Consider the following 24,281-nt stretch of genomic DNA (forward strand, 5'->3'; position numbering starts at 1 on the left):
AATGCCATAGAAAGGCCTTTAAAACATAGTAATACCATTGATTCTTAACGCAAAATCTTCACGAAAATGAAAAACCAAAAAGATAAGGGTAATTTTTTAGTACTTTTTACCATCGCTATTCATATACTCCTTAATTTTTCTGCGTCTGCACAGACCGAAACAAAACTAATGCAACAACCTGCTTTGAGCAATACTCAAATTGCTTTTATCTATGCTCAAGACCTCTGGGTGGCTAATAAAGATGGTAGCAACCCTAACCGCTTAACCATTGATCATGGCATAGAATCGAACCCTATTTTTTCTCCTGATGGGAGTATGATTGCTTTTAATGCAGAATATGATGGTAATTATGATGTTTATATTGTGCCATCTAATGGTGGAATACCAAAAAGATTAACCTGGCACCCTTATAATGATTATGTTAGAGATTTTACGCCCGATGGTAAAAGTGTACTTTTCGCATCTCAAAGAAATTCACACACAAACAGATATTTACAACTCTATACGGTACCTACTCAAGGAGGCACTATAACACAATTAGCAATTCCAAATGCATTTTGGGCTAGCTATGCTAAAGATGGGCAACACATTGCCTATACCACTATTTACGACGCTTTTAATCAATGGAAACATTACCGTGGAGGAAGTCAAGCTAGAATTTGGATTTATAACACTACGGACCATAAAATTTCGGAAATTCCTAAACCCGCAAATGGCAGTAATGATACGCAACCACAATTTATGGGTGATGATGTCTACTTTAGAAGTGATCGAGATGGTGAATTTAATTTATACAGTTACAATGTAAACTCAAAAAACATAAAGAAACTAACCAATTATTCAGATTTTCCTGTTGCGAATATCAAGGCTTTTAAAAACGAAATCATTTATGAAAATGAAGGTGTTTTGCATATTTACGATGCCGTAACCGGTAATGATAAAAAACTTACCCTAAATATTACCACTGATATTTTAGATTTGCGAGAACGTTTTGTTTCCGGTGAAGAATATGTTAGATCCGCCAATATTTCACCAACTGGTGCACGAGTAGTTGTAGATTTTAGAGGTGAAATTGTAAGTATTCCCGCAAAAAAAGGTGATGTTGTCAATTTAACTCAGACTACAGGTGTTCATGAGAAATTCCCTTCTTGGTCGCCGGATAGCAAATACATTGCTTATTTATCTGATGCTTCTGGTGAATATAATTTACATATACGAAATAACGAAAACGGTACTGTAGCTAGCATTACGTTAGAAGGCACAGGTTTCTATGGAAATATGCATTGGTCTCCCGATAGTAAAAAAGTATGTTATGTGGACAATGGCCGTAATTTATATGTAACCGATATAGCCACAAAAAAAACAACAAAAATTGCTCAGGACATTCTTTTTATTCCTGGTGATCTTCGTGATTTATTTAGCGATTGGTCTTTTGATTCTAATTGGATTGCCTATACGAAAATAAGCGATACCAATTTTGAAAAGGCCTTCTTGTATTCCGTATCAGAAAATAAATCTTATGAACTTACTGATGGACTTTCTAATGTAACCAACCCAGTTTTTGACCCAAGTGGAAAATACATTTATCTAACTGCTTCTACCGATGCAGGGCCATTAGTAAATTGGTTCGACCAGTCTAATATAGATAATGAGCTTACTACATCAATCTATATGATTACGCTACAGAAAGATGTAATTTCTCCACTGAGAAAAGCTAATGACGAAGAAAAGCCTAAGGATAAAACTGATGAAAATATTGAAAAAGATACTTCTAAAAAGAAAAAAGCCGATATTCCTGTTTCAAAAACACTAAAAATAGATTGGAATGGCATTCAAAATAGAATGGTGGCTCTACCTATTAAACCTGGTGTGTATAGCAATCTAAAAAGTGTAAAAGAAGGTGAATTGTATTATTTATCATCATCATTCCATGCAGAAGATTCAAAGCTGTTCAAATTTACTTTTGAGAAAAGAGAGGCGGAAGAATTATTTGCACTAAACAATTTTGAAATTGCAGGTGGTGGCGAAAAAATGATGTATAGTGCTGGCGGAGCTTGGTTTGTTTCAGATATTGGAAAAAAGTCTGAAGATGGTCCTTTAAATCTTGCAGCCATTTCTATAAAAATAAATCCGAAAGATGAGTGGAGCAATATTTTTAATGAAGCATGGCGCGTAAACCGTGATTATTTTTACGATCCAGGTATGCATGGTGTAGATTGGAAAGCAATGAAAAGTAAGTACCAACCACTAATCGCACAAGCGAACACCAAAGATGATCTGTACAGAGTAATGCAATGGATGTTTAGTGAGCTTGCGGTTGGCCATCATCGTTTTGAATATCGTGGTGATGATTTACACAAACCCAAAGAAATTTCGGGTGGATTATTAGGTGCGGATTATAAAGTGAATAACAATCGTTATCAAATAACAAAAATTTACGGAGGCCTAAATTGGACTCCAGATTTACGTTCTCCGCTAACAGAACCCGGCGTTGCTGTTGCCGAAGGAGATTATATTATAGCTGTTAATGGCAAAAATGTATTTGGTTCCGATAATTTATATAGCTTTTTTGAAAACACAGCCAATACCTTAACCGATTTAAAGGTGAGTGCAAATGCAGACGGAAGTAATGCCAGAACCTATAAAGTGACTCCTTTAGATACAGAATGGGCCATTCGCAATCGAGATTGGGTAGAAGGGAATATGAAAAAAGTACATGAGGCTACCAATGGTGAAGTTGCCTATGTCTATGTTCCAAATACATCGGTTGCTGGGTTTGAATACTTTAAACGTTATTTTTATCCACAAGCCAATAAAAAAGCAATCATTATAGATGAACGTTTTAATGGTGGTGGATCTTTAGCTGATTATTATATCGATATTTTAAAGCGACCTGAACAAGCCCATTGGAACTTTAGATATGGTAAAGATTTAAAGTCTCCGAGTGCATCTATACAAGGACCAAAAGTGATGTTAATAGATGAAACTGCGGGCTCCGGAGGTGATTACTTGCCATGGATGTTTCGCAAATTTAAATTAGGAACCATTGTTGGTAAAACTACATGGGGTGGTCTTGTAGGTGTTTTAGGGTATCCAGAATTTATAGACGGTGGTATTGTTTCTGCACCTAACGTTGCTTTTTATACAGAAGATGGTTTTCGTGTAGAAAACGAAGGTGTTGCTCCTGATATAGCGGTAGAACAATTGCCCGAATTAGTTATAAAAGGTCATGACCCACAATTAGAAAAAGCCATTGAAATAGTATTAAAACAATTAAAAGAGAATCCGGCTAAAGAAGTGACAACACCTCCCTACCCAATAAAAAATAGGTAGTGAAATTTTTATTATTAATCCGTAAAAATAAAAATCATGGCAATGCAACAAAACGTTCAAATTATTGACTCATTGTACAAGGCTTTTTCAACTGGTGACATACCTACGGTACTGGGTTTAATGGATCCTCAAATCCAATGGAATGAAGCCGAGAGTAATTCGCTTGCAGATGGCAATCCATACAATGGACCTGATGCAATATTAGAAGGCGTATTTGAACGACTTGGTGCTAATCATGACTACTTTGGATTACAGGATGTAAAAACCCACAACATGAGTAATAATATGGTATTAGCTACTCTGCGATATGATGCTAAAGTAAAAGCAACTGGAAAAGCGTATAATGCTCAAGCTGCCCATTTATGGACATTAAATGAGGATGCAAAAATAATTGCTTTTCAACAATATGTTGATACTAAGAAATTGGCAGATGCTGAAAAATAATTAATTTTCATTAAAGAATAAATACAATTAGGTATGTCATTTAAAATTCAGTAAATACAGCTATCATAAAATACCTTTGGAGGGTATAGCTGTAAGATTTATTAAAAACCATTGTGGCTATAATTCTTGTAGTTAATAGTATGCTCATTACCCAAAAAAAGTTTATTATTGGTATAAAAACCTATAAGCCGAACAAGTAAAATGACAAACTTAAGAAACATAGCTATAATTGGCATTGGACCCAGAGGTGGCTATGCCGTTGAACGCTTCATTACAGAATTAGCCGAAAATAATAGTCTGTCTAATATCCATATTTTTCTTTACGAAGCCACAGGAAATTTTGGAAACGGCCCTGTTTATATATTAAATCAAAATACTTCCAATTGGATCAATATTACAGAAAGAGTTTTAGTCTTAAATAAACGAGAGGTAATACAAACCAATACTTTACAAATAGAATCATTTCCTTCTTATCACGAATGGATTCAGAAAGATTTTAATGTAATAAGTGTAGATGAAGCAGATACCTATCCGCCTCGAGCACAGATTGGAGCGTATTTGTCGCAACGATTTCAATCGCTAATTGAACCTTTACAACAACTAGGCATAGTTTCACTTTATAAAGAATTAGTAGAAGAAATTCAGTGGATGCCGAATAAAAAAATAAAAATTATTACCAAGGCAAATAACCAAACAGAATGTGATGAAGTTTTATTAACTATTGGACATCAACCAACAGAACTATCCAAACAGATATTGGAATGGGAAAAATTTGTCAAGAATAAAGAAAATCTCAAATTATTTAAGTCGCCTTATCCAGTGACTAGTTATTTGCATCATAAAAATCTAAATCACAAAAGTAGTATTGGCATCCGAGGATTTGGATTAGCAATGATAGATGTTGTAAGAGCAATAGCTGAAAAGTTTGGCACATTTACAATAATAGATAATGCTACAAAATTATGCGTCTATAAATCCAATGAAAATTTAAAAGATATATTCGTTCCTTTTTCCCTAGATGGAATGCCCCCTGTTCCTAAACCTCTAAATGCGAAAATTGATGGTCGTTTTACACCATCTGAAGCTTCTATCTTAACTTTTGAAGAGCAAATCGGCAATAGAAAGATTCAAAAATCAGCGAAAAATTATAGTTTTCTGTTGACATCATTTGCAAAGATTGCAGCAACTATTTACACAAACTTACCGAACACTATTGACACTAAACAACTATTAAAATCTGATATAGAAAAACTAATTATCGAATGGTTGGAAGACCAGAATGTGGAGCATTTTCTTATCACTTCTAAAAAACTTCCAGTGGCTCAAAGAATGAAAAATTTCATTGATATGGCTACGGGTAAAAAAGAAATAAGTTTAGATTATTGTATAGGCTAAGTATGGCGCCATTGCCAACCGTCTATATACAAGCAATTATCTTTTAATGAATGTTCGGATAAAGTCTTTGCAGAAATAATTGGTTTAGATGAATCTACAAAACGATATTCCTACGGGCCTCCAGTAGAAAGTATACAACAATTAGTTGCACTAGCAGACGTAGGCATCTTGAATTTAACAATGATCAATGATCCTACTATTAATTTAAAATCTAAAGGATGGGAATTTCATTCCTCAGATCATACAATTACAACAACAATGATGATTGATTCGGTTTTAGATGCGCCAAAAATAAAAAAGGTGAAATCGGCACTTATAAAAAATATGCTTGAAGATGATCTAATAAAAGTTGTTCAAGATGATTTAGGCGTTGCAACTGATGAGAATGCTTATTTAATCTCAAAAAACAAAAACAACACTATTCCCATAGCTCTTCTTGGCAGGTTGGCCAAAGGCACCGTTATTGGTGTTGATGCCATACTAGAGTGTTTTGGCCCGCGCCCGCGCCAATGGGCTAAAAAATCGGCATCAAATCATAAGCGCTGGTTAAATAATACTGAGTTATAAAAACATAATTTTAAGGTATTCCTAAGGCAAACTATAGTGTTAAAGCGGAATACTAATAAGAGAAAAAAATAAAAAAAATGATTTTATCAGTAATATTAAGTGGTATATTTCTAGTACTTGCCCTTATACATTTCAATTGGGTTATTGGTGGTACATTTGGTTTTGCTGCATCATTACCTACAAATGAAAATGGTGAAAGAGTATTAAATCCAAAAAAAATAGATAGTGCTATAGTGGCTATTGGGTTAACAACATTTGCATTGTTTTATGCCTTTAAATCTGGAATATTGCAGTATAATTTACCTGAATGGATACTAAAATATGGAGGATGGATAATTCCTATATTATTTCTTTTGCGAGCAGTTGGTGATTTTAAATATGTTGGTGTTTTCAAAAAGATTCGGAAAACAGCTTTCGGAAAAATAGACACCAAATTATTTACCCCGCTATGCCTTACTATAGCAGTTTTTGGAATTTTTATACAATTGTACTACTAGAAAATCACGTATATAATCAAACAAATTATCACTACTAAAAAGTTAAATTAATGTGCTAAATTCATTAGTAAATAATATATATTAAGCGTTAACTTAACATTTTAACAATTAATGTGATTTGAGACAAATTCAAAAAACAATGCACCAAATTTCTGAAGACATAAGTCTAATAACTATACAATTAAAAGATCAAAAAACATTATTTGAACTTATGTCCAGAATATATCCTCCCGTATATGCACACTATTGGCCAGACAATGGCACTTGGTATTTAGATTCTCAATATTCTAAAGAGAATTTAAAAAAAGAATTAAGCAATCCTAACTCCAGCTATTACTTTATAAAATTTAAGAACACTGAGGTAGGCATTCTAAGATTCTTGACCAACGAACCCCTAGAAGGTTTTACAGCAAAGAATGCAATTAAACTACATCGTATCTATATAGACTCCAACTTACATGGAAAAGGGATCGGCAAAAAACTTATTTGTTGGCTTGAAGCAAATTATAAATCCAATATAAAAACTGTATTATGGCTAGAAGCCATGGAAATGCAACAAACCGCAATTGATTTTTATGAGCATATGGGTTTTAAAAGAGTATCAAAATTTAAACTTGAAATAGACTATATGCTAGACAACATGAAAGGCATGTATAGAATGGCTAAAGACCTATAGAATTATTCATAATTGTACCATTTATGGCTGTTTCCTACATCTATTGCCTCAAACTATAGGCTAAATAAAATGAAATATGGTGATTTATATTATTTGAAAGACTAGAAAAAGTCGAACAGTGCTACGATTCCATTGTAAGAGATTACAAGAGAAAAGAATAACGCTGCTCCCAAACCTATATTAAGCCAAATACCTGCTTTGTAAGTTTTCATTAATTTGGCATTATTGACTAAAAGTATTATCCCTAAAATAACCAGAGGCAATACAAAAACGTTAAATACCTGTGAGAGTATTTGCATTTGTATGGGATTAGCACCAAAAATAGGAACTATTAGCGCAAAGCAACAAGCAATAGCAGTGATTATTTTAAACTGTTTAGAAGACGTATCTAATTCCCCAGATTGGTAATCCGCCAAAAGTATTGGGGCAATCAACAAACACGGAAATATAGAAGACAAACCAGCACTTAAGGTTCCAAAGAAAAATAAGGTTAATGCAAATTTACCTGCAACTGGCTCTAAAGTATTTACCATATCTAAAACTTTTGTCACCGGTTGCCCTTGATGAAATAAAGCACCACAAGCTACTGACATAACCGATGCGCTGATAATAAAAACAAGTGTGGCAGCAATAATTGCATCTTTCTTCTGTTGCTTTAAATTGCTTATATCCCATCCTTTTCCTTTAACAAATAATGGTCTTGATAAAAAAGTAGCTGCAGCCATGGTGGTACCAACAAAGGCAGCTACCATCATTTTACCACCTTCTACTTTGGGAATACTAGGAATTAATCCTTTGGCCACGTCAATAGGTAAAGGATATACCATAAATAATGAAATTATAAATGATAGCCCCATAATGGTAACGAATATCACTAAAATCTTTTCAAAAAATGTGTATTTTCCAACTAAGAGTAAACCGTACATAATAGCAATAACCAGTATTGCTACCACTAAAACTACTTCATATCTATTACCTGATAAATTTGGAAAGTATATGACGATTATTTCATAAATAATATTTGCTGAAATACCCAGAATTCCCATTAATGAATTCCATTGACCAAAAGAAATACCTAAGATGATTAATATGGCTATTAGCTTCCCCCATTTTAAATGTTTTTTAAATGCAAAAAGAGCTGTTTCTCCTGTTACCAAAGCATAATTACCATAAGCATACATTAGAACACCCGAAAAAACACAACTAAGCAATAACACCCAAAGCAATTGCATACCATAGGTACTACCTGCCACAATCATAGAAGTAACACTACCTGTGCCAATAGTATATCCAATGGCAAAAATCCCAGGGCCAAAGGCTAAAACAAGTGCAATAATTTTTTTAATCAATGAAGTTTTTTGCTTTGGTTGATCCATAAGATTGATTTTAAACGAATTATTTTCTTAAATTCTAGGGTGACTTTAAGAATAAATACTTAAATTGGTTATCCAGATTGGTTTACCAAAAATAAGTATATTATTGATATATGCAAGTTTTAGCACCATAAAGAATAGTTTTCTATGAAAAAAACAGACGAAGATCAATCCAGCAACCAATACACGCGCCAACAATTCATGAAGCTATCCGCTCTTGGTTTAGCTTCCATTCCATTGTTCGGTTTTCATAATTTACCTAAAACAACTAAGAAAGTGGCCATACAGCCACTTAACGTACATCTTTTTTCGAAACATTTACAATTTTTGGAATACACCGAAATGGCTAAAACCGCAGCAGAAATGGGTTTTAGTGGCTTAGATGTTACGGTAAGGGACAAGGGGCATGTACTCCCTGAGAATGTGGAAACTGATTTACCAAAAGTGGTTGCAGCTATGAAAACTTATGGTTTATCACCAGAAATGATTACTACAAACGTTTTAGATTCCAAAGACCAAAATAGCATAGCTATTGTAAATACTGCCAGCCAATTAGGATTTAAAAATTATCGTATGGGATGGCTAACATATCCTGATACTATGTCCATTCCAGAAAGCATACTTCATTATAAAATGCTGTTTTCTAAATTAGAAGCCTTAAATAAAAGAGCTGGAATAACTGGAGTCTATCAAAACCATGCGGGAATGCATGTAGGTGCTCCCATATGGGATATACAGCAAATACTCTCCGATTGCGATCCAGAATATTTAGGTGCTCAATATGATATTCGCCATGCCGTAGTAGAAGGTGGAACATGTTGGGAATTAGGTCTTAATTTGATTCAACCACACATCAGAACCATTGTGATAAAAGATTTTAAATGGGGACAAGAAAACGGAAAATGGAAACCGCTGAACGTGCCTTTAGGCGAAGGAATGGTAGATTTTAAACGCTACTTTTCGCTTCTCAAAAAAATGGGTATTACCAATCCAGCGATTTCATTACATTGTGAGCATGATTTAGGAGGTGCAGAAACTGGAGAAATCACCATAACTATAGCTAAAAATGAAGTTATAAAACGCATAAAAAAAGATCTTACTTATCTACAAACTGCTTGGGAACAAGCATAGTAAATTAAAAATACCCATGACCAAACTATCCAAAGAAACGAGAGAAAAATTTAAATCTATTAGTACAGCTACGGTAGCGACAATACTCTTTAAACGAGGGTTAAAAAATCAGTTTATACAAGGAGTAACTCCTTTGCAAAAAGGTAAACCAACCATGGTGGGTGAAGCCTATACTTTGCGCTACATTCCGGCACGCGAAGATTTAAATCCGATTACGGTGTTTCAAGATCCAAAACATTTGCAACGAGTAGCCGTTGAAGAATGCCCTAAAGGAAGTGTATTGGTAATAGATAGCAGAAAAAACGCTCGAGCTGCCTCTGCAGGTTCTATACTTGCCACTCGTTTAATGGTACGTGGTGTAGCAGGTTTAGTTACCGATGGCGGTTTTCGCGATTCTGCCGAAATTGCGGCATTGGCTATGCCATCCTTTCATCAAATGCCGTCGGCTCCAACCAATTTAACACTGCATCAAGCTATTGCTATAAATGATCCTATTGCTTGTGGTGATGTAGCTGTTTTTCCTGGTGATATAATTTTGGGTGATGATGATGGTGTCATGGTAATACCAGCTAACATTGCAGATTCTGTAGCCGAAGAAGCTGTACAAATGACACTGTTTGAAAACTTTGTTTTAGAAAAAGTTAATGCTGGACATCAAATTATAGGATTATATCCACTTACCAATGACGACATTAGAGCAGAATTTGAAGCATGGAAAAAAGCCTAGAGTTTCTGCCCATAAGCCAAATCGCCGGCATCGCCTAATCCAGGGACAATATAGCCTTTCGTATTTAGTTTTTCGTCTACAGCCGCAATCCATAAATGGGTGGTTTTAGGAAAAACTGCATCCACATAGTCAACACCTTCTGTAGAACCAATTACCGAAACAATATGGATTTGTTTTGGAGTACCATGATCTTTTAATCCCTTTAAAACATTCTCTAAAGTTCTACCAGTGGCAAGCATTGGATCCACCAATAATAAAGTTTTTCCTTCTAAGTTAGGCGCAGCAAAATAATTAACTATTACTTCAAAATCATCTGAGTTGTTTTCATGATGACGATAGGCTGAAATAAAGCCGTTTTCAGCGTCATCAAAATAATTAAGTATTCCTTGATGAAAAGGCAGCCCAGCTCTCAAAATTGAACAAATAACAATATCTGAAGCTGCTAATGGTATTGCTTTTTCTCCTAAAGGAGTTGTAATAGAATGTTCTTGGTATTGCAAACTTTTACTTAATTCATAACTCAGCACCTCTCCCACTCGTTCTATATTTTTCCGAAAGCGCATACTGTCTTTTTGAATAGTAGTATCTCTTAATTCGGCTATGAATTTGTTTAATATAGAATTCTGTTGCTCAAAGTTATGGATTATCATAAAAGCTTAGTTTGGTCTAAAATTAAGCTTTTATAAAGTGAAATAAAACAGACGATTAATGATTTACACTAAAATAGTATTAATGATCACGCCCATAGTTCATTATTTTGCTTGGAACTATAAAAAGCTAAAACTGTTGGCTTATTTTTGATATACAATAAATTCAGACCTTCTGTTTAAAGCATGATCTGCATCTGAACAAATAACATCATTGCCACATTTGTTTACCAATTGTTTTTCACCATAGCCTTTACCGGTAATTCTATCTTCAGAAATACCCATACTCACTATATATTGCACGGTTGATTTTGCTCTACGATCCGACAACCATAGGTTATAGTGATCACTATCGCGACTATCGGAATGCGATCCAACCTCAACACGAGCGTTAGGATTCTCCTTCATATAGCTAACAACCTTATCAAGTTCTAAGTAAGATTCCGGATTTAAATAGGAACTATTTATATTAAAGTAAATGGGTTTTAATTTTAATATTTCAACTAAATCTGCACCAATAACAGAAGATTCATCTCCTCTCTCCATGGCAATTAAAAAATTCAGTTCTTGCAAAGTTTCATCAATGGCATCAATTGGCGTGATTAAATAAGCTGTTTCATCATTATATCCATCAACCTCAGCTACAAAGCGGTATTTTTTATTAGGAAATTCTATAGGCGTAGTAAATTTACCTTCTTTATCTGTTTCAATTTCAACAAGACTATTTTGTGCATAGTCATAGATAGTAACTTTAGCAAAAGGTATTGGAGTACCTAATTTTTTATCGATAACGGTACCATTAATTTGCGAGGTTATCTCTGTAGTTTTAGGGATTAACTTTTCAAAAGTAAATGCATAAATATCATCATCACCCATGCCACCTGCACGATTAGAGGCAAAAAATCCGTTTAACGTTTCATCATTTAAAACAATCGAAAAATCATCTTCTTTACTATTTACAGGTTCTCCTAGATTGGAAACTTCATCATTATCAAAATCATAACTATATAAATCAAGTCCGCCTAAACCGGGATGCCCATCTGAAGCAAAATATAAAGTTCCTTCTGAGGCCATAAATGGAAAAGTTTCTCGAGCTTCGGTATTAATAGTTTTGCCCAAATTTTCTGGTGTACCAAAAGTACCATCCTCGTTTATAGCTACTTTAAAAATATCCGATGCACCATAACTAGGTTTCATATCTGATGCAAAATATAATGTTTTTTCATCAGCACTTAAACTTGGGTGTGCCGTAGAATAATTGTCACTATTAAATGGCAATTCGGTTACCATTCCCCAAACCCCGTTTTGAAGTGTTGCTCGGTATATTTTAAGTCTGCTTAATCCCGTTTCGTCTTCTACAAAATTGCCCTTTTTACTATTATTTCTAGTAAAATATACCGTAGTCCCATCTTTAGTAAATGCTGTTGATGATTCATGGGTTTTTGAGTTTAGTTCTTTAGCAAATACTTCAGGTATTTTAAAAGCACCTTCCTCATTAGTAGAATCCGCCTTATATAAATTTAGGTAGGCTTTGTTTGTCCATTTATGAATATTATTTACCAATAACCCTGTATCTCTTGCACTTGCAAAAACTAGGTTGCCTTGGTAAAACGATGGGGCGAACTCTGACTCTTTTGTATTAATATTAATTTTTTTAAGCGAAAAGCGTAAGGTCTTAGATTTTATTTGCTCTAAATAATCAGCATTTTCGTCAAATTTCTGTGCTCTGGAATCTTGACTCTTTATTTTCTGAAATTTTCTCATAAAAGCATCAGACTTCTTATAATCTTCTAATGATTTTAACGATTGGGCGTATCTAAAATAATATTCAGCACCAACCGATACTGCGTTTAAATCGAACAATTTGCCATACCATTCGGCAGCTTTTGCGTAATTGGCATTATTGAAATTAGCATCACCTAAATTCTTAAAAATTACATCAGACTCATACCCTTTTGCAACTAATTCTTCGTAGCTAGCAATGGCTAAGGCATAAGAATGATTATTAAAATTTTCTTCTGCTTTCTTCAAACCAGCATCTTGAGCATGACCAAAAGATAACGCGCCAAAAAAACATAGTAAGTAATTGTATATTGTTTTTTTCATGCTTAAAAGAATCTTGGTGTTAATGCATTTCTATTTCGAGATTTGAATTCGTATCTTAAGAAAACTTCAAAAGATCCATCATTAAAACGTTTACTACCCAATGCACTTGTTTCACGATCATAAGCTAAACCAGCCATAAAGCGTTCTGATATTTGAAAGCCTACTAAAGCACTGAAGGCCGCATCCCAACGGTATCCGGCGCCTATAGAAAATTTTTCATTGTATAGAAAAGTTGCAGATATATCTGTTTGTAATGGAGCTCCATTAACTGCTTTAAAAAGAATCGCCGGCTTTAATTTTAAATTATAATTTAAATCAAAAACATAACCAGATATTAGATACCAATTCATACGTTCTGTTCCAATATAAGATGTTGATCCTGATGAATTATCAAAATGTTCTGTTTCCAAAAAGTTAGGAATAGAAAGTCCGGCATAGAAACGCTCGTTATGAAAATAAACGCCTGCTCCAAAATTTGGTGAAAACTTCTTATCAATTGTCTCCATACCTGGTGGTGCTGTAGACGGATTAAAGTTTCTTAATTTATTAAAATCGATATTCAAAAAATGTCCTCCAGCTTTTAATCCAAAAGATAATTTATTGTTTTCAGAAGTTAATACAGTGTATGAAAAAGTAGCATCAAAATAAGTATCTTGATTTGTTCCATTACCAATTTCATCATTTACTATAGAAATACCCGCTCCTACCTTATTAGAAATTGGACTATGTATATTAAAGGTTTGTGTTGTTGGCGCCCCATCTAATCCGACCCATTGCGAGCGGTGTAATGCCGCAATACTCAAAGCTCCACGAGAACCAGCATAGGCAGGGTTCACGGCCAAAGTATTGTACATATACTGCGTATACTGTGCGTCTTGTTGTGCAGTAACTGTTCCGAACAACGGTAGCATCACTAGCGCGAGTATTAGTATTATTTTTATATAGTTACGAAGTTTCATGAATTTCGTTGTATTATCTATTAATATATAAGTAACCTGTTTTCTGTTTTGCCTCTCCACGCTTCACATATTTGATTACATAGAAATAGGTGCCCGCTGGCAAATAATCTTTAGCCTTTATAACCGCTTGCCCATTGGACAGTCCAGAAAAAGAATTATTTGCATTATTATAGGCTGTTGTACCGTAAACTTTTGCACCCCAGCGATTAAATATTTCAACACTATTTTCAGGAAAAGCTTCAATATTAATGATTCGGAAAATACCATCATTACTATCTGGTGTAACTAAATCGCTAGCGATACTAATATCACAGGCTACATCTATTGGAGGTGTTCCACCAATAGAATCACAAGCATCTAAAGGATCTGTTTTATCCGTAACTTCTTGACCATCAAAAATGCCATCGTTATCGGTATCAGGATCAAAAGGATCTGTACCTATCTGTTCTTCTTCAGCATTAGTTAATCCGTCGTCATCACAATCTGTGGTAGGTAATGGTGTTCCGTTTAAAGAATCGCAATCATCTAATGGATCTGTACCATCTAAAACTTCTTGTCCGTCTTGAACGCCATCTCCATCAGTATCTGGATTATATGGATCTGTACCAAGCATATTTTCTTCACTATTAGTAAGACCATCATTATCAAAATCATTTGTTATCGTTATTTCTCCCGTACCCGTATTTCCAGCTACATCTGAAACAGTAATGTTTAAGATAGTTGGATAATCTAGTACTGGTAATCCACCACTAGTTGGTGTTGCACTATCTAAATCTAAGCTCCAATTACCAGAACTATCAGTAGTTATTGTATAAATGGCTTCGGGAGTGCCGTCACCATCTACATCTATTGCAATGGTTAAATTTTCATTAGGCGTTCCAGTACCTGTAATAATCGGTGTTAAATCATCTGTCAGTTGATCTTCTACTGTTGGTACTTGCGTATCAATAACCGCTGTAAAAATTGCAGATAGTGTACTTACGTTTCCAAATATATCAGAGGCTAGAGCAGTAAATGAATATACGCCATCGATTAACACATTAGTTGTATAATCAAAAGTCCAATTACCACTTGCGTCTGCCGTTGTAGTCCCTATACTTACGCCATCTACAAATAATTCAATAATTCTATTTGCTTCAGATGTACCTAAAATAAACAGCGTATTATCCGATGTTATTCCATCTGTAGGAATATTAGAATCTGTACTTATCGCGGTTATTATAGGTGTACTAATGGAACCAACTTCTACATTATAAATTTTATTTGCTGTAGCACTTCCAGAATTGCCTGCAGCATCTATAGTAGTTATACTACCTTCAACCGTAGTATCTGCATCTAAAACCAAGTCGTTTCCTGTAACTACAATACTAAATATTCCTGAGGCATTTACCGTTCCTGTAATGGTAACTCCGTTTATAACTAAACTAACCGTATCACCAGTTGTAAAATCACCCGAAACGGTACCTGTAATCGTAATAGTACCTGAAGCTTCAATAGCATTTATTGTATTATCAGCAGTAATATCATTTATGATTAAAACTGGTATTGGAATACTAATATCTACATTATAAGATTTTGATGCAGTTGCCGTGCCAACATTCCCAGCTGTATCTGTTGTTGAAAAACTTCCTGCAACCGTTGTATCTGAATCCAAGGCTAAACCGTTACCCGAAACTACAATACTAAATACTCCTGAAGCATTTATTGTTCCTGTTGTAGTTACTCCGTTTATGACTAAACTTACGGTGTCCCCATTAGCGAAATCACCTGAAACAGAACCTGTTATAGTAATAGCACCAGCTGCTTCGGTTGCATTTAGTGTATTATCAGCAGTAACATCATTAAAAGTTAATACTGGTATAGGTAAAGTAGTATCTACAGTATATACTTTATTTGCTGTAGCCGTTCCAATATTTCCAGCAGTATCTGTTGTTGAAAAACTTCCTGCAACTGTAGTATCGGGATCAAGAGCTAAATCGTTGCCTGATACTATAATACTAAATACGCCTGAAGCATTTATTGTTCCTGTAGTAGTTACTCCGTTTATGACTAAACTTACGGTATCTCCATTAGCAAAATCTCCAGTGACCGTACCTGTAATAGTAATAGTTCCTGATGCTTCGGTTGCATTAATTGTATTATCGGCTGTAATGTCATCTATGGTTAAAACAGGAACAGGTATTGTTATATCAATATTATATACTTTAGTTGCTGCTGCTGTACCAATATTACCAGCAGTATCTGTTGTAGTAACACTTGCTGCAACGGTTGTGTCTGAATCAAGTGCTAAATCGTTTCCTGAAACTACAATACTAAATACTCCAGAAGCATTTATAATCCCCGTACTTGTTATCCCATTTATTACAAGGCTCACCAAATCCCCAGTAGAAAATTCTCCACTTACGGCACCTGTAATTGTAATATTTCCTGCAGCTTCGGTTGCATTTACGGTATTATCAGCTGTTATATCATTAATGGTAAGACTTAATATTGGCAGTGAAGTATCAATTGTAATAGGAAAAACTGTGGACAAACCACCTATGTTTCCTGCAGCATCTGTGGCCCTGGCGGTAAGATTATAATTCCCGTCTGCAAGGGTTGTTCCTGTATAGTCGAAACTCCAAATACCTGAAGAATTAGCTGTAGTTGAACCTATACTTATACCGTCTAAAAATACCTCAACGCTACTATTTGCTTCAGCGGTTCCACTTATAATTAGGGTATTATCAGAAGTAATTCCGTCTGATGTATTATTACCTGTATCTTGACTTATTGCCGTAACATTTGTGCCTAAAGGAGCGGTGGTATCAACATTATATAATTTATTCGTAGTACCAACACCTACATTCCCTGCGGTATCTGTGGTAGAAATTGTACCAACAACGGTGTGATCCGCATCAAGCACTAAATTATTACCTGACACCAAAATAGTAAAAGCACCTGTTCCATTAACTGTTCCTGAAGTTGTAACCCCGTTAATTACTAAACTAACGGTATCTCCAGTAGTAAAATCTCCTGCAACAGCACCCGAAACACTAATTGATCCCGCAGCCTCTGTAGAATTAATAGTATTATCCGAAGTAATGTCGTTAATTATTAAAGTTGGTATTGGCAAAGTAGTATCTACATTGTACACCTTATTGGCGGTTGCTGTTCCAGAATTACCTGCTGCATCGGTAGCATTTACACTACCCCCAACCGTTGTATCCGCATCTAGCGCTAAATCATTTCCTGAAACCACAATACTAAATATTCCTGAAGCATTTATAGTTCCTGTAGTTGTTACTCCATTAATAACCAAACTTACCAAATCACCGTTCGTAAATTCTCCACCTACGGTACCAGTTACCGTTATATTTCCAGAAGCTTCACTAGCATTAACAATATTATCTGAGGTGATATGATTTATTGTAAGTGTAGCAATAGGTAAAGTGGTATCAATACTATAGACTTTATTCGATGTTGCAATACCCGTATTTCCTGCAGAATCAGTTGTAGTCATACTACCCGCAACTGTTGTATCTGCATCCAATACTAGATCATTACCAGATACTACAATACTAAATATTCCAAAGGCATCAATTGTACCTGTAGTGGTTACACTATTTATTACCAAACTAACGGTATCTCCAGAAGTAAATTCACCACTGACAGTACCTGTTATTGTAATATTTCCAGAAGCTTCACTTGCATTAACAATATTATCTGCTGTAATATTATTTATTGTAAGAATAGGAGTTGGTGCCGTGGTATCTACGTTATATACTTTATTTGCTGTTGCAGAACCAATATTACCTGCAACATCAGTAGTACTTACGCTACCTGCAATTGTTGTATCCGAATCTAAGGCTAAATCATTTCCTGAAACTACTATACTAAATGCACCAGCAGCATTTATCGTTCCTGTACTAGGTACGCCGTTAATAACTAAACTTACACTATCACCTGAAGAAAATTCTCCTGTGACCATACCCGTAATAGTTATATTTCCTAAGGCTTCACTGGCATTTACAGTATTATCTGCAGTAACATCATTAATTGTTAATGTTAAGATTGGTAAGGTTGCATCAATGGTTATAGGAAAATTAGCCGAAATCACACCACTATTACCCGCAACATCCGTAATTAATGATGTTAATACGTAATCGCCATCAGCTAATGTTATGGCTGTATAATCTAAACTCCATATACCAGAGCCATTTGCTGTTGCATAACCTATACTTACGCCATCTAAAAACACCTCTACTGTACTATTAGCTTCTGAAGTTCCTCCAATAACTAAGGTATTATCCAAAGTGACACCGTCTGTAGTAATAGCACCTGTATCTGTACTAATTGATGTTATTACCGATGCACTTGGTGCTGTCGTGTCTATTGTAAAAGAAAAATTAGAAGATAATGCACTTACATTCCCTGCTAAATCTGTTGCTTGTGCAGTGAAAATATAAGAACCATCTACAAGTGTGGTGCCAGTATAATCAAAACTCCATATTCCGGAAGCATTTGCTGTAACCGTTCCAAGACTAGTACCATCTAAGAATACTTGTACGCTACTATTTGCCTCTGCAGTACCACTAAAAACTAAAGTGTTGTCTGAAGTTATTCCGTCAGTTGTACTGCTACCATTATCATCTGTTATTGCGGTAACTACAGGGGCGCTTGGAACAGCAGTATCAATAGTAATTGAAAAATTAAATGAAATTGGACTACTATTTCCTGCTAAATCTGTTGCTTGCGCCGTGAGAATATAAGAACCGTCAGCTATTACTGTTCCGGTATAATCTAAATTCCATTGTCCTGTACTATTCGCTGTAGCAAAACCAATACTAACTCCATCTAGAAAAACTTGTATTTGATCGTTTCCACCAGAAGCACCAAAAATATTCAAGGTGTTATCGGACGTTATTCCGTCACCAGAACTTGCTCCAGTATCGGTTGTTATATAATTAATATTTGGTCTAAAAGGAGGGCTTCTATCTATAAAAATTGGAAAATTAGGACTAGTGGCGCTTACATTTCCTGCACCATCTGTTGCACGTGCTGTTAATATATGAGCATTATTGGCAATAGTTGTTCCGGTGTAGTCTAATGTCCAAACGCCAGAACCATTACTTGTTGTTGTTCCTATAAGATTTCCATCTAAAAATATGGATATTAGCGTATTTGCATCGGAGGTTCCTCTAATGATTAAAGTGTTGTCTGATGTAATTCCGTCTGTGCTACTCAAACCAGTATCAGTACTTATAGATGTCACCGCAGGTGTACTTGGTACCGAAGTATCTATTACTATTGGAAAATTAGCAGAAATAGCACTAAGATTACCTGAAGCATCTGTTGATTGTGCTGTAATAACATAAGAACCATCTGCTAGTGTAGTACCTGTATAATCAAAGGACCAGTTACCGGAACCATTGGTTGTGGTAGTACCAATGCTTGTACCATCTATAAAAACAGTTACAGTACTATTTGCTTCTGCAGTTCCATTAAATTCTAAGGTATTGTCAGATGTAATTCCGTCTGATGTATTACTACCAGTATCTGTACTGATAGCTGTCACGACTGGTGTACTAGGTAACGAAGTATCTATGGTTATTGGAAAATTAGCAGAAACTGCACTACTATTTCCAGCGACATCTGTTGCTTGCGCTGTAATTATATAAGAACCATCTGCCAATGTCGTGCCCGTATAATCAAGAGACCAGATTCCTGAACCGTTGGCTGTAGTAGTACCAATGCTTGTACCATCAATAAAAACTGTAACAATACTATTTGCATCGGCAGTTCCATTAAATTCTAAGGTATTGTCAGATGTAATTCCGTCTGATGTATTACTACCAGTATCTGTACTGATAGCTGTCACGACTGGTGTATTAGGTAACGAAGTATCTATGGTTATTGGAAAATTAGCAGATATTGCACTACTATTTCCTGCAGCATCTGTTGCATGAGCTGTTAAATTATAGCTTCCGTCTGGAATTGTTGTAGCTGTATAATCTAGCGCAAATATTCCCGCACCATTACTTGTTGTTGTTCCTATAAGATTTCCATCTAAAAATATAGATATTAGCGTATTTGCATCGGAGGTTCCTCTAATGATTAAGGTGTTGTCTGATGTAATACCGTCTGCCGCACTTACACCGTTATCAGTACTAATAGAAGTTACTACTGGAATATTTGGTGCTGTTGTATCTATAGTTACAGAATCGTCTGCACTTACTCCAATGTTTCCAATATCATCAGTAACAAATGCTGTAACTGTTAAGGTATTTCCTTCTCCCGGACTTGTAAAACTTGTTGTTATTTGACCTGCGCTAATGTGAGCCGCTGTTAAAATTAAGGTTGAACCATTAATAGTTAATACATCATTTTCTTCTGCATCAATTGGTAAATCTATAGTAACATCAATTAATCCTGATAATTCTAAACTGTTTAAAACACCATCATTATTCAGGTCTTCGATAATAGTAACGGTAGGTGCGCTTGGTAACGAATTATTAAAAGTTAATACCGCGTTATTCGAAATTAGTGAAGTACAAATAAATGAAGTATCGGTTATAATTACTCTAAATTGATATCCATTTTGTAATGCTGTAACACCAGTTAAAGTTAGTGTTGCCGTATCACTATTGGTATAAATATCTGTAGTATTTGCTGGATCTATATCCGCAAATCCCCCGCCTAATAGATCATCAACTTGCCATTGGTAGCTTAAAAAATTTCCTGTAGCATTTACGCTAAAATTTATAGGCGTGCTACCATTGGTCGTCACATTTTTAGGTTGTCCCGCCGCATTTGCAATTACAATGGTTTGACCTTCTTGCTGAAAATCAAATTTTGTATTGCCTATCGCACTATCTGCATTCGTTGGTGTGGTGTAACCGTCTATTAAAGAAGTGCCCGTAACTAACCCATTAGCATCAACAACGGTAAGAACATCCCCTAAAAGTCCGTCTAAATTATCATCTGTATAACCGGCTTCTAGAACATCATTACAGCCATCGGCATCCGCATCTAATTCTCGAAAATCAGGAATACCATCTGGGGTAGCTTCAGAATCGGCTAAAGTATAATTTACTGCGCCAGAATTACCACCTCCTGAAGATTGTACTGCATTAGGGATACCATCTGTACCAACAGCTCCGGTTAAACGACCCAAAGTAGACACTATAGAATGCCCAGCTTCAACGGCATCATATATACCATCATTATCACTATCTAAATCTAGATAATCTGGTACTACATCTAAATCTGTATCTGTATCTTTACAAGCAGCAATTATCAATTCTATAGCATCACCTGTACCTCCAGATCCCGTTTCTACAAATTGCAAAGAAATAGAAGAAACTTTCTGATTTATTTGTAATGTACCTGCAGCAGTACCATTAGCATCATTCTGAGTACTCTCTGAAGAATAACTACCTCCTGATGATGGTAATGTTGTGCCTCCATCTACAGCGGTAGTAGCTGTTGTTACAAAATCAAATGTACCTTTAATCCTAGACCATGTAGCGCCATTTAATAAAGTAACTCTAGCAGAGTTTTGTGTTCCACCTGATTGTCCACCTATGCGATCTAGATGTATTAAAGGTTTGTTTACCTGTATTGGATTTCCTAAACCATCGACAAAATTAATGGTTACTGTACTATTCCAAATATATGTAGCCTCTAATGAGGCATTGTTTGTTAAATTTTCGGACCAAAAACTATTCCCTGTTGTCGTGAAATTTCCGTTAGTGAAATTATTTGAATTGGTTGTGGTAACATTGGCAATAACACCATTTCCGTAATTATATGATGCTGTTGTTCCAGAAATTGCCCAAGCACCAGATTTTAATGGGGTGCATTTTCCTTCATCTGCATCTAAAATACCATCATTATCATCATCAAAATCGCAACTATTATTTATACCATCTGCATCTGGGTCTTCTGCTGTAGGTGTACCCACTATAGCACCATAAGTACAGGGGTCTATAACTAAATTTGAAATAACAAATTCAATGTCATCATCATTAGCACCTAAACCAAGAAAAGCTCTTTGAATAGAGCTGCCCAGTGTAATGTTGTTGACCAAACTATTAACTTGAAGACTACCTCCTGTAGTAAATGGGCATTCGGCACCTAATCCTGACAACAAAAATCCTAAATCCGCTTGAATTGAATTTGAACTAGAATCAAAAGCATTTCCATTCGAATTTAATTCTGTCCATGTACCACTTGATAATGTAATGATAGCAGAGGCATCACCCGCAACCGCTAGAGTACCCAGTTTATCAATATGTAGAATAGGTTTCAAAATATTTACAGGTAGGCCTGTTGAAATTTCAATAAAACTAAATGTTATTGTTCCAGATGAATTGGCAATATTAAAGGCGATAGAAGGATTGTTTAAAATAGTTGGATCACTATAAGATTCCGAAGAACAACCCATAGTTTGGGCTCCAGTAATGGTAGCCCCACCTGTCTGTTGTGCTCTTACTAATACTAAACCGTCTGAGCTAGTACTTTCCCAAACCCCAGACCCTACATCAGTCCATGTTCCAGTTTTTTGCGCATGAGTTTGTTGAAAACATATAATTGCAAAAAATAGATAAAGTATTTTTCTGAAAATAGTACTTAGTTTGCCCAAATTATTCTTATTAATTATACCCGACTATTTCCAATCCAAAATATTAGACAACCAATTAAACTTCTGATTATCAAGAATAGCAATAGTTCATTACCTATGTAAAAAAAGAATAATCCATGTTTAGAAGAAAACTTATGTTGTGAACGATGTAAAAGTTAATATGAAATCAGAGCAAGTTGACATCTAAACTCAAAAAACACAAAAAATTTACTCCAAATTTTTTGTGTCAAAATCTTCTATAAACCCTGACAATAGTTTCTTCATCGACAAAATACATCAGTGAAAAACTTCTAAAAATACCGAATAAAATTATTTTATTTCCGTTTTATTAGAAGTCTGATATTTATCATATCTAAATTCTAAAAGCGTTCCTATTTTTATAGCAACTTTAAGTTAATGTCATAAGATTTTATTAACTTAAAAAAATAACTACATTATTTAAAACATAGCGATTCCTATGGAATTCATTGATTATTATAAAGTATTAGGAATAACCAAAAATGCCTCTGAAGCAGAGATTAAAAAGGCCTATAGAAAACTAGCCCGTAAATATCATCCAGATTTAAATCCGAATGATGCAGAAGCTGAAAAAAAATTTAAACAAATAAACGAAGCCAATGAGGTGCTTAGTCATGCTGAAAATAGAAAAAAGTATGACGAATATGGTAAAGATTGGCAACATGCAGAAGCTTTTGAAAAACAAAAAGCTAATCAGCGAGCTTATGGAGGCAACGCTGGAGGATACAAGTATTCAGGTGGTTCAGCAGAGGACTTCTCAGATTTTTTTGAAAGTATGTTTGGTGGTTCTGCAGGTGGAAATTTTAGGTCGTCACGGCAGAGTACTAAGTTTCGAGGACAGGATTATAATGCTGAATTAAATCTAAATTTAACCGATATACTAACTACTCAAAAACAAACGCTTACTGTAAATTCTAAAAATATTCGCATAACAATTCCTGCTGGTGTAGAAGATGGTCAAACAATAAAAATTACAGGACATGGCGGTCCTGGCGTTAATAAAGGGCCATCCGGAGATTTGTATATAACATTCAACATAAATAACAACACCAGTTTCACTCGTGAAAAAGCGGATCTCTATAAAACTGTAGAAATACCGCTTACCACTGCCGTTTTGGGCAATGAAATAACTATTGATACTTTAACTGGAAAAGTTAAGCTAAAAGTAAAACCCGAAACTCAAAATGGCACTAAAATAAAATTAACAGGTAAGGGGTTACCTCGTTACAAAAAGGACAATCAGTTTGGAGATTTGTACATTACTTTTCAGGTTAAAATACCATCGAACTTAACAGAAAAACAGCAAAAATTGTTTAAAGAACTAGAAGCCACGAACTTGTAATTATAAAACACATGGATACACAATTAATACAACTTAATGATTTTTGTAGTGGTCATGAAATAGAAGTTTCGTTTGTTACTGAGCTACACAATTATGATATTATAGAAATAAAAATTATCGATAATAATCAATTTATTACCATTGAAGAATTGCCAAAGGTTGAAAAAATGGTACGTTTACACCAAGACCTTCAAATTAATATTGAGGGACTAGAGGCTATAAATCAACTTCTTCAGCGCAATATAGCCTTGCAAAATGAAATACGTTTATTGCGGCAAAAAATCAACAGACTTGATGATTTTTAATCTTACGTTATAGTCATTATATGGTTTTAATTACTGATTTAATACACTAGTTATATGCCATTACATAATTTTCTAGTGTCTTCTTATCAAAATGAAAAAGCACATTAGAGGCTATCATTACAGGATTTTTAACCA

Annotated in this window: 15 protein-coding genes; 10 read left to right on the forward strand and 5 right to left on the reverse strand. The window is 34.9% G+C overall.

Going from position 1 to position 24,281, the window contains the following annotated elements:
• The first annotated feature begins 66 nt into the window (after positions 1-66).
• The 6 genes from B8963_RS09285 (at position 67) to B8963_RS09305 (ending at position 6,912) form a co-directional block, all read left to right on the forward strand.
• A complete protein-coding gene (locus B8963_RS09285) occupies positions 67-3,333 on the forward strand; it encodes a S41 family peptidase (protein ID WP_084061228.1) in 3,267 nt (1,088 codons plus the stop codon).
• A gap of 42 nt (positions 3,334-3,375) precedes the next feature.
• Entirely contained in the window at positions 3,376-3,777 is a 402-nt protein-coding gene (locus B8963_RS09290; protein WP_234989644.1) for a nuclear transport factor 2 family protein, read from the forward strand.
• Between the two features lie 201 nt (positions 3,778-3,978).
• Entirely contained in the window at positions 3,979-5,172 is a 1,194-nt protein-coding gene (locus tag B8963_RS09295; protein ID WP_234989645.1) for an FAD/NAD(P)-binding protein, read from the forward strand.
• Positions 5,173-5,352: 180 nt separating this feature from the next.
• Entirely contained in the window at positions 5,353-5,739 is a 387-nt protein-coding gene (locus B8963_RS16090) for a hypothetical protein (RefSeq protein WP_234989646.1), read from the forward strand.
• A 77-nt stretch (positions 5,740-5,816) separates the two neighbouring features.
• Positions 5,817-6,236: a DUF3995 domain-containing protein gene (locus B8963_RS09300; RefSeq protein ID WP_084061230.1), complete on the forward strand. Its 420-nt coding sequence runs from the start codon at positions 5,817-5,819 to the stop codon at positions 6,234-6,236.
• 139 nt (positions 6,237-6,375) lie between these two features.
• Positions 6,376-6,912 carry a GNAT family N-acetyltransferase gene (locus B8963_RS09305; RefSeq protein ID WP_084061231.1) on the forward strand — a complete coding sequence of 179 codons (537 nt, stop codon included), beginning with the start codon at positions 6,376-6,378 and terminating at the stop codon, positions 6,910-6,912.
• A 101-nt stretch (positions 6,913-7,013) separates the two neighbouring features.
• Here the strand turns inward: B8963_RS09305 and B8963_RS09310 are convergent, their stop codons facing one another.
• Positions 7,014-8,288 carry an Nramp family divalent metal transporter gene (locus B8963_RS09310; RefSeq protein WP_084061232.1) on the reverse strand — a complete coding sequence of 425 codons (1,275 nt, stop codon included), beginning with the start codon at positions 8,286-8,288 and terminating at the stop codon, positions 7,014-7,016.
• 144 nt (positions 8,289-8,432) lie between these two features.
• On the opposite strand from B8963_RS09310, the gene B8963_RS09315 reads away from it, so the two are divergent.
• Positions 8,433-9,416: a sugar phosphate isomerase/epimerase family protein gene (locus B8963_RS09315; RefSeq protein ID WP_084061233.1), complete on the forward strand. Its 984-nt coding sequence runs from the start codon at positions 8,433-8,435 to the stop codon at positions 9,414-9,416.
• A gap of 16 nt (positions 9,417-9,432) precedes the next feature.
• Positions 9,433-10,143: a ribonuclease activity regulator RraA gene (locus B8963_RS09320; RefSeq protein ID WP_084061234.1), complete on the forward strand. Its 711-nt coding sequence runs from the start codon at positions 9,433-9,435 to the stop codon at positions 10,141-10,143.
• Here the strand turns inward: B8963_RS09320 and upp are convergent.
• The 4 genes from upp to B8963_RS09340 all read right to left on the reverse strand — a co-directional run bounded on the left by upp (position 10,140) and on the right by B8963_RS09340 (position 22,481).
• On the reverse strand, positions 10,140-10,793 hold the full coding sequence (gene upp / locus B8963_RS09325; protein ID WP_084061235.1) for a uracil phosphoribosyltransferase: 654 nt from the start codon (positions 10,791-10,793) through the stop codon (positions 10,140-10,142). The two genes, B8963_RS09320 and upp, sit on opposite strands and share 4 nt — an antisense overlap.
• A 141-nt stretch (positions 10,794-10,934) precedes the next feature.
• The gene (locus B8963_RS09330; RefSeq protein ID WP_084061236.1) at positions 10,935-12,896 is read right to left on the reverse strand and encodes an OmpA family protein; all 1,962 of its coding nucleotides are present in this window, start codon (positions 12,894-12,896) and stop codon (positions 10,935-10,937) included.
• 2 nt (positions 12,897-12,898) lie between these two features.
• Positions 12,899-13,855 carry a PorP/SprF family type IX secretion system membrane protein gene (locus B8963_RS09335; RefSeq protein ID WP_084061237.1) on the reverse strand — a complete coding sequence of 319 codons (957 nt, stop codon included), beginning with the start codon at positions 13,853-13,855 and terminating at the stop codon, positions 12,899-12,901.
• Positions 13,856-13,868: 13 nt separating this feature from the next.
• On the reverse strand, positions 13,869-22,481 hold the full coding sequence (locus tag B8963_RS09340) for an Ig-like domain-containing protein (protein ID WP_084061238.1): 8,613 nt from the start codon (positions 22,479-22,481) through the stop codon (positions 13,869-13,871).
• Between the two features lie 457 nt (positions 22,482-22,938).
• On the opposite strand from B8963_RS09340, the gene B8963_RS09345 reads away from it, so the two are divergent.
• Complete coding sequence (locus B8963_RS09345) at positions 22,939-23,841, forward strand: DnaJ C-terminal domain-containing protein (RefSeq protein ID WP_084061239.1); 903 nt, start codon at positions 22,939-22,941, stop codon at positions 23,839-23,841.
• 11 nt (positions 23,842-23,852) lie between these two features.
• Positions 23,853-24,146: a chaperone modulator CbpM gene (locus B8963_RS09350; RefSeq protein ID WP_084061240.1), complete on the forward strand. Its 294-nt coding sequence runs from the start codon at positions 23,853-23,855 to the stop codon at positions 24,144-24,146.
• Positions 24,147-24,281: the final 135 nt, after the last annotated feature.

The sequence above is a fragment of the Cellulophaga tyrosinoxydans genome (assembly GCF_900176415.1).
Lineage (GTDB): Bacteria > Bacteroidota > Bacteroidia > Flavobacteriales > Flavobacteriaceae > Cellulophaga > Cellulophaga tyrosinoxydans.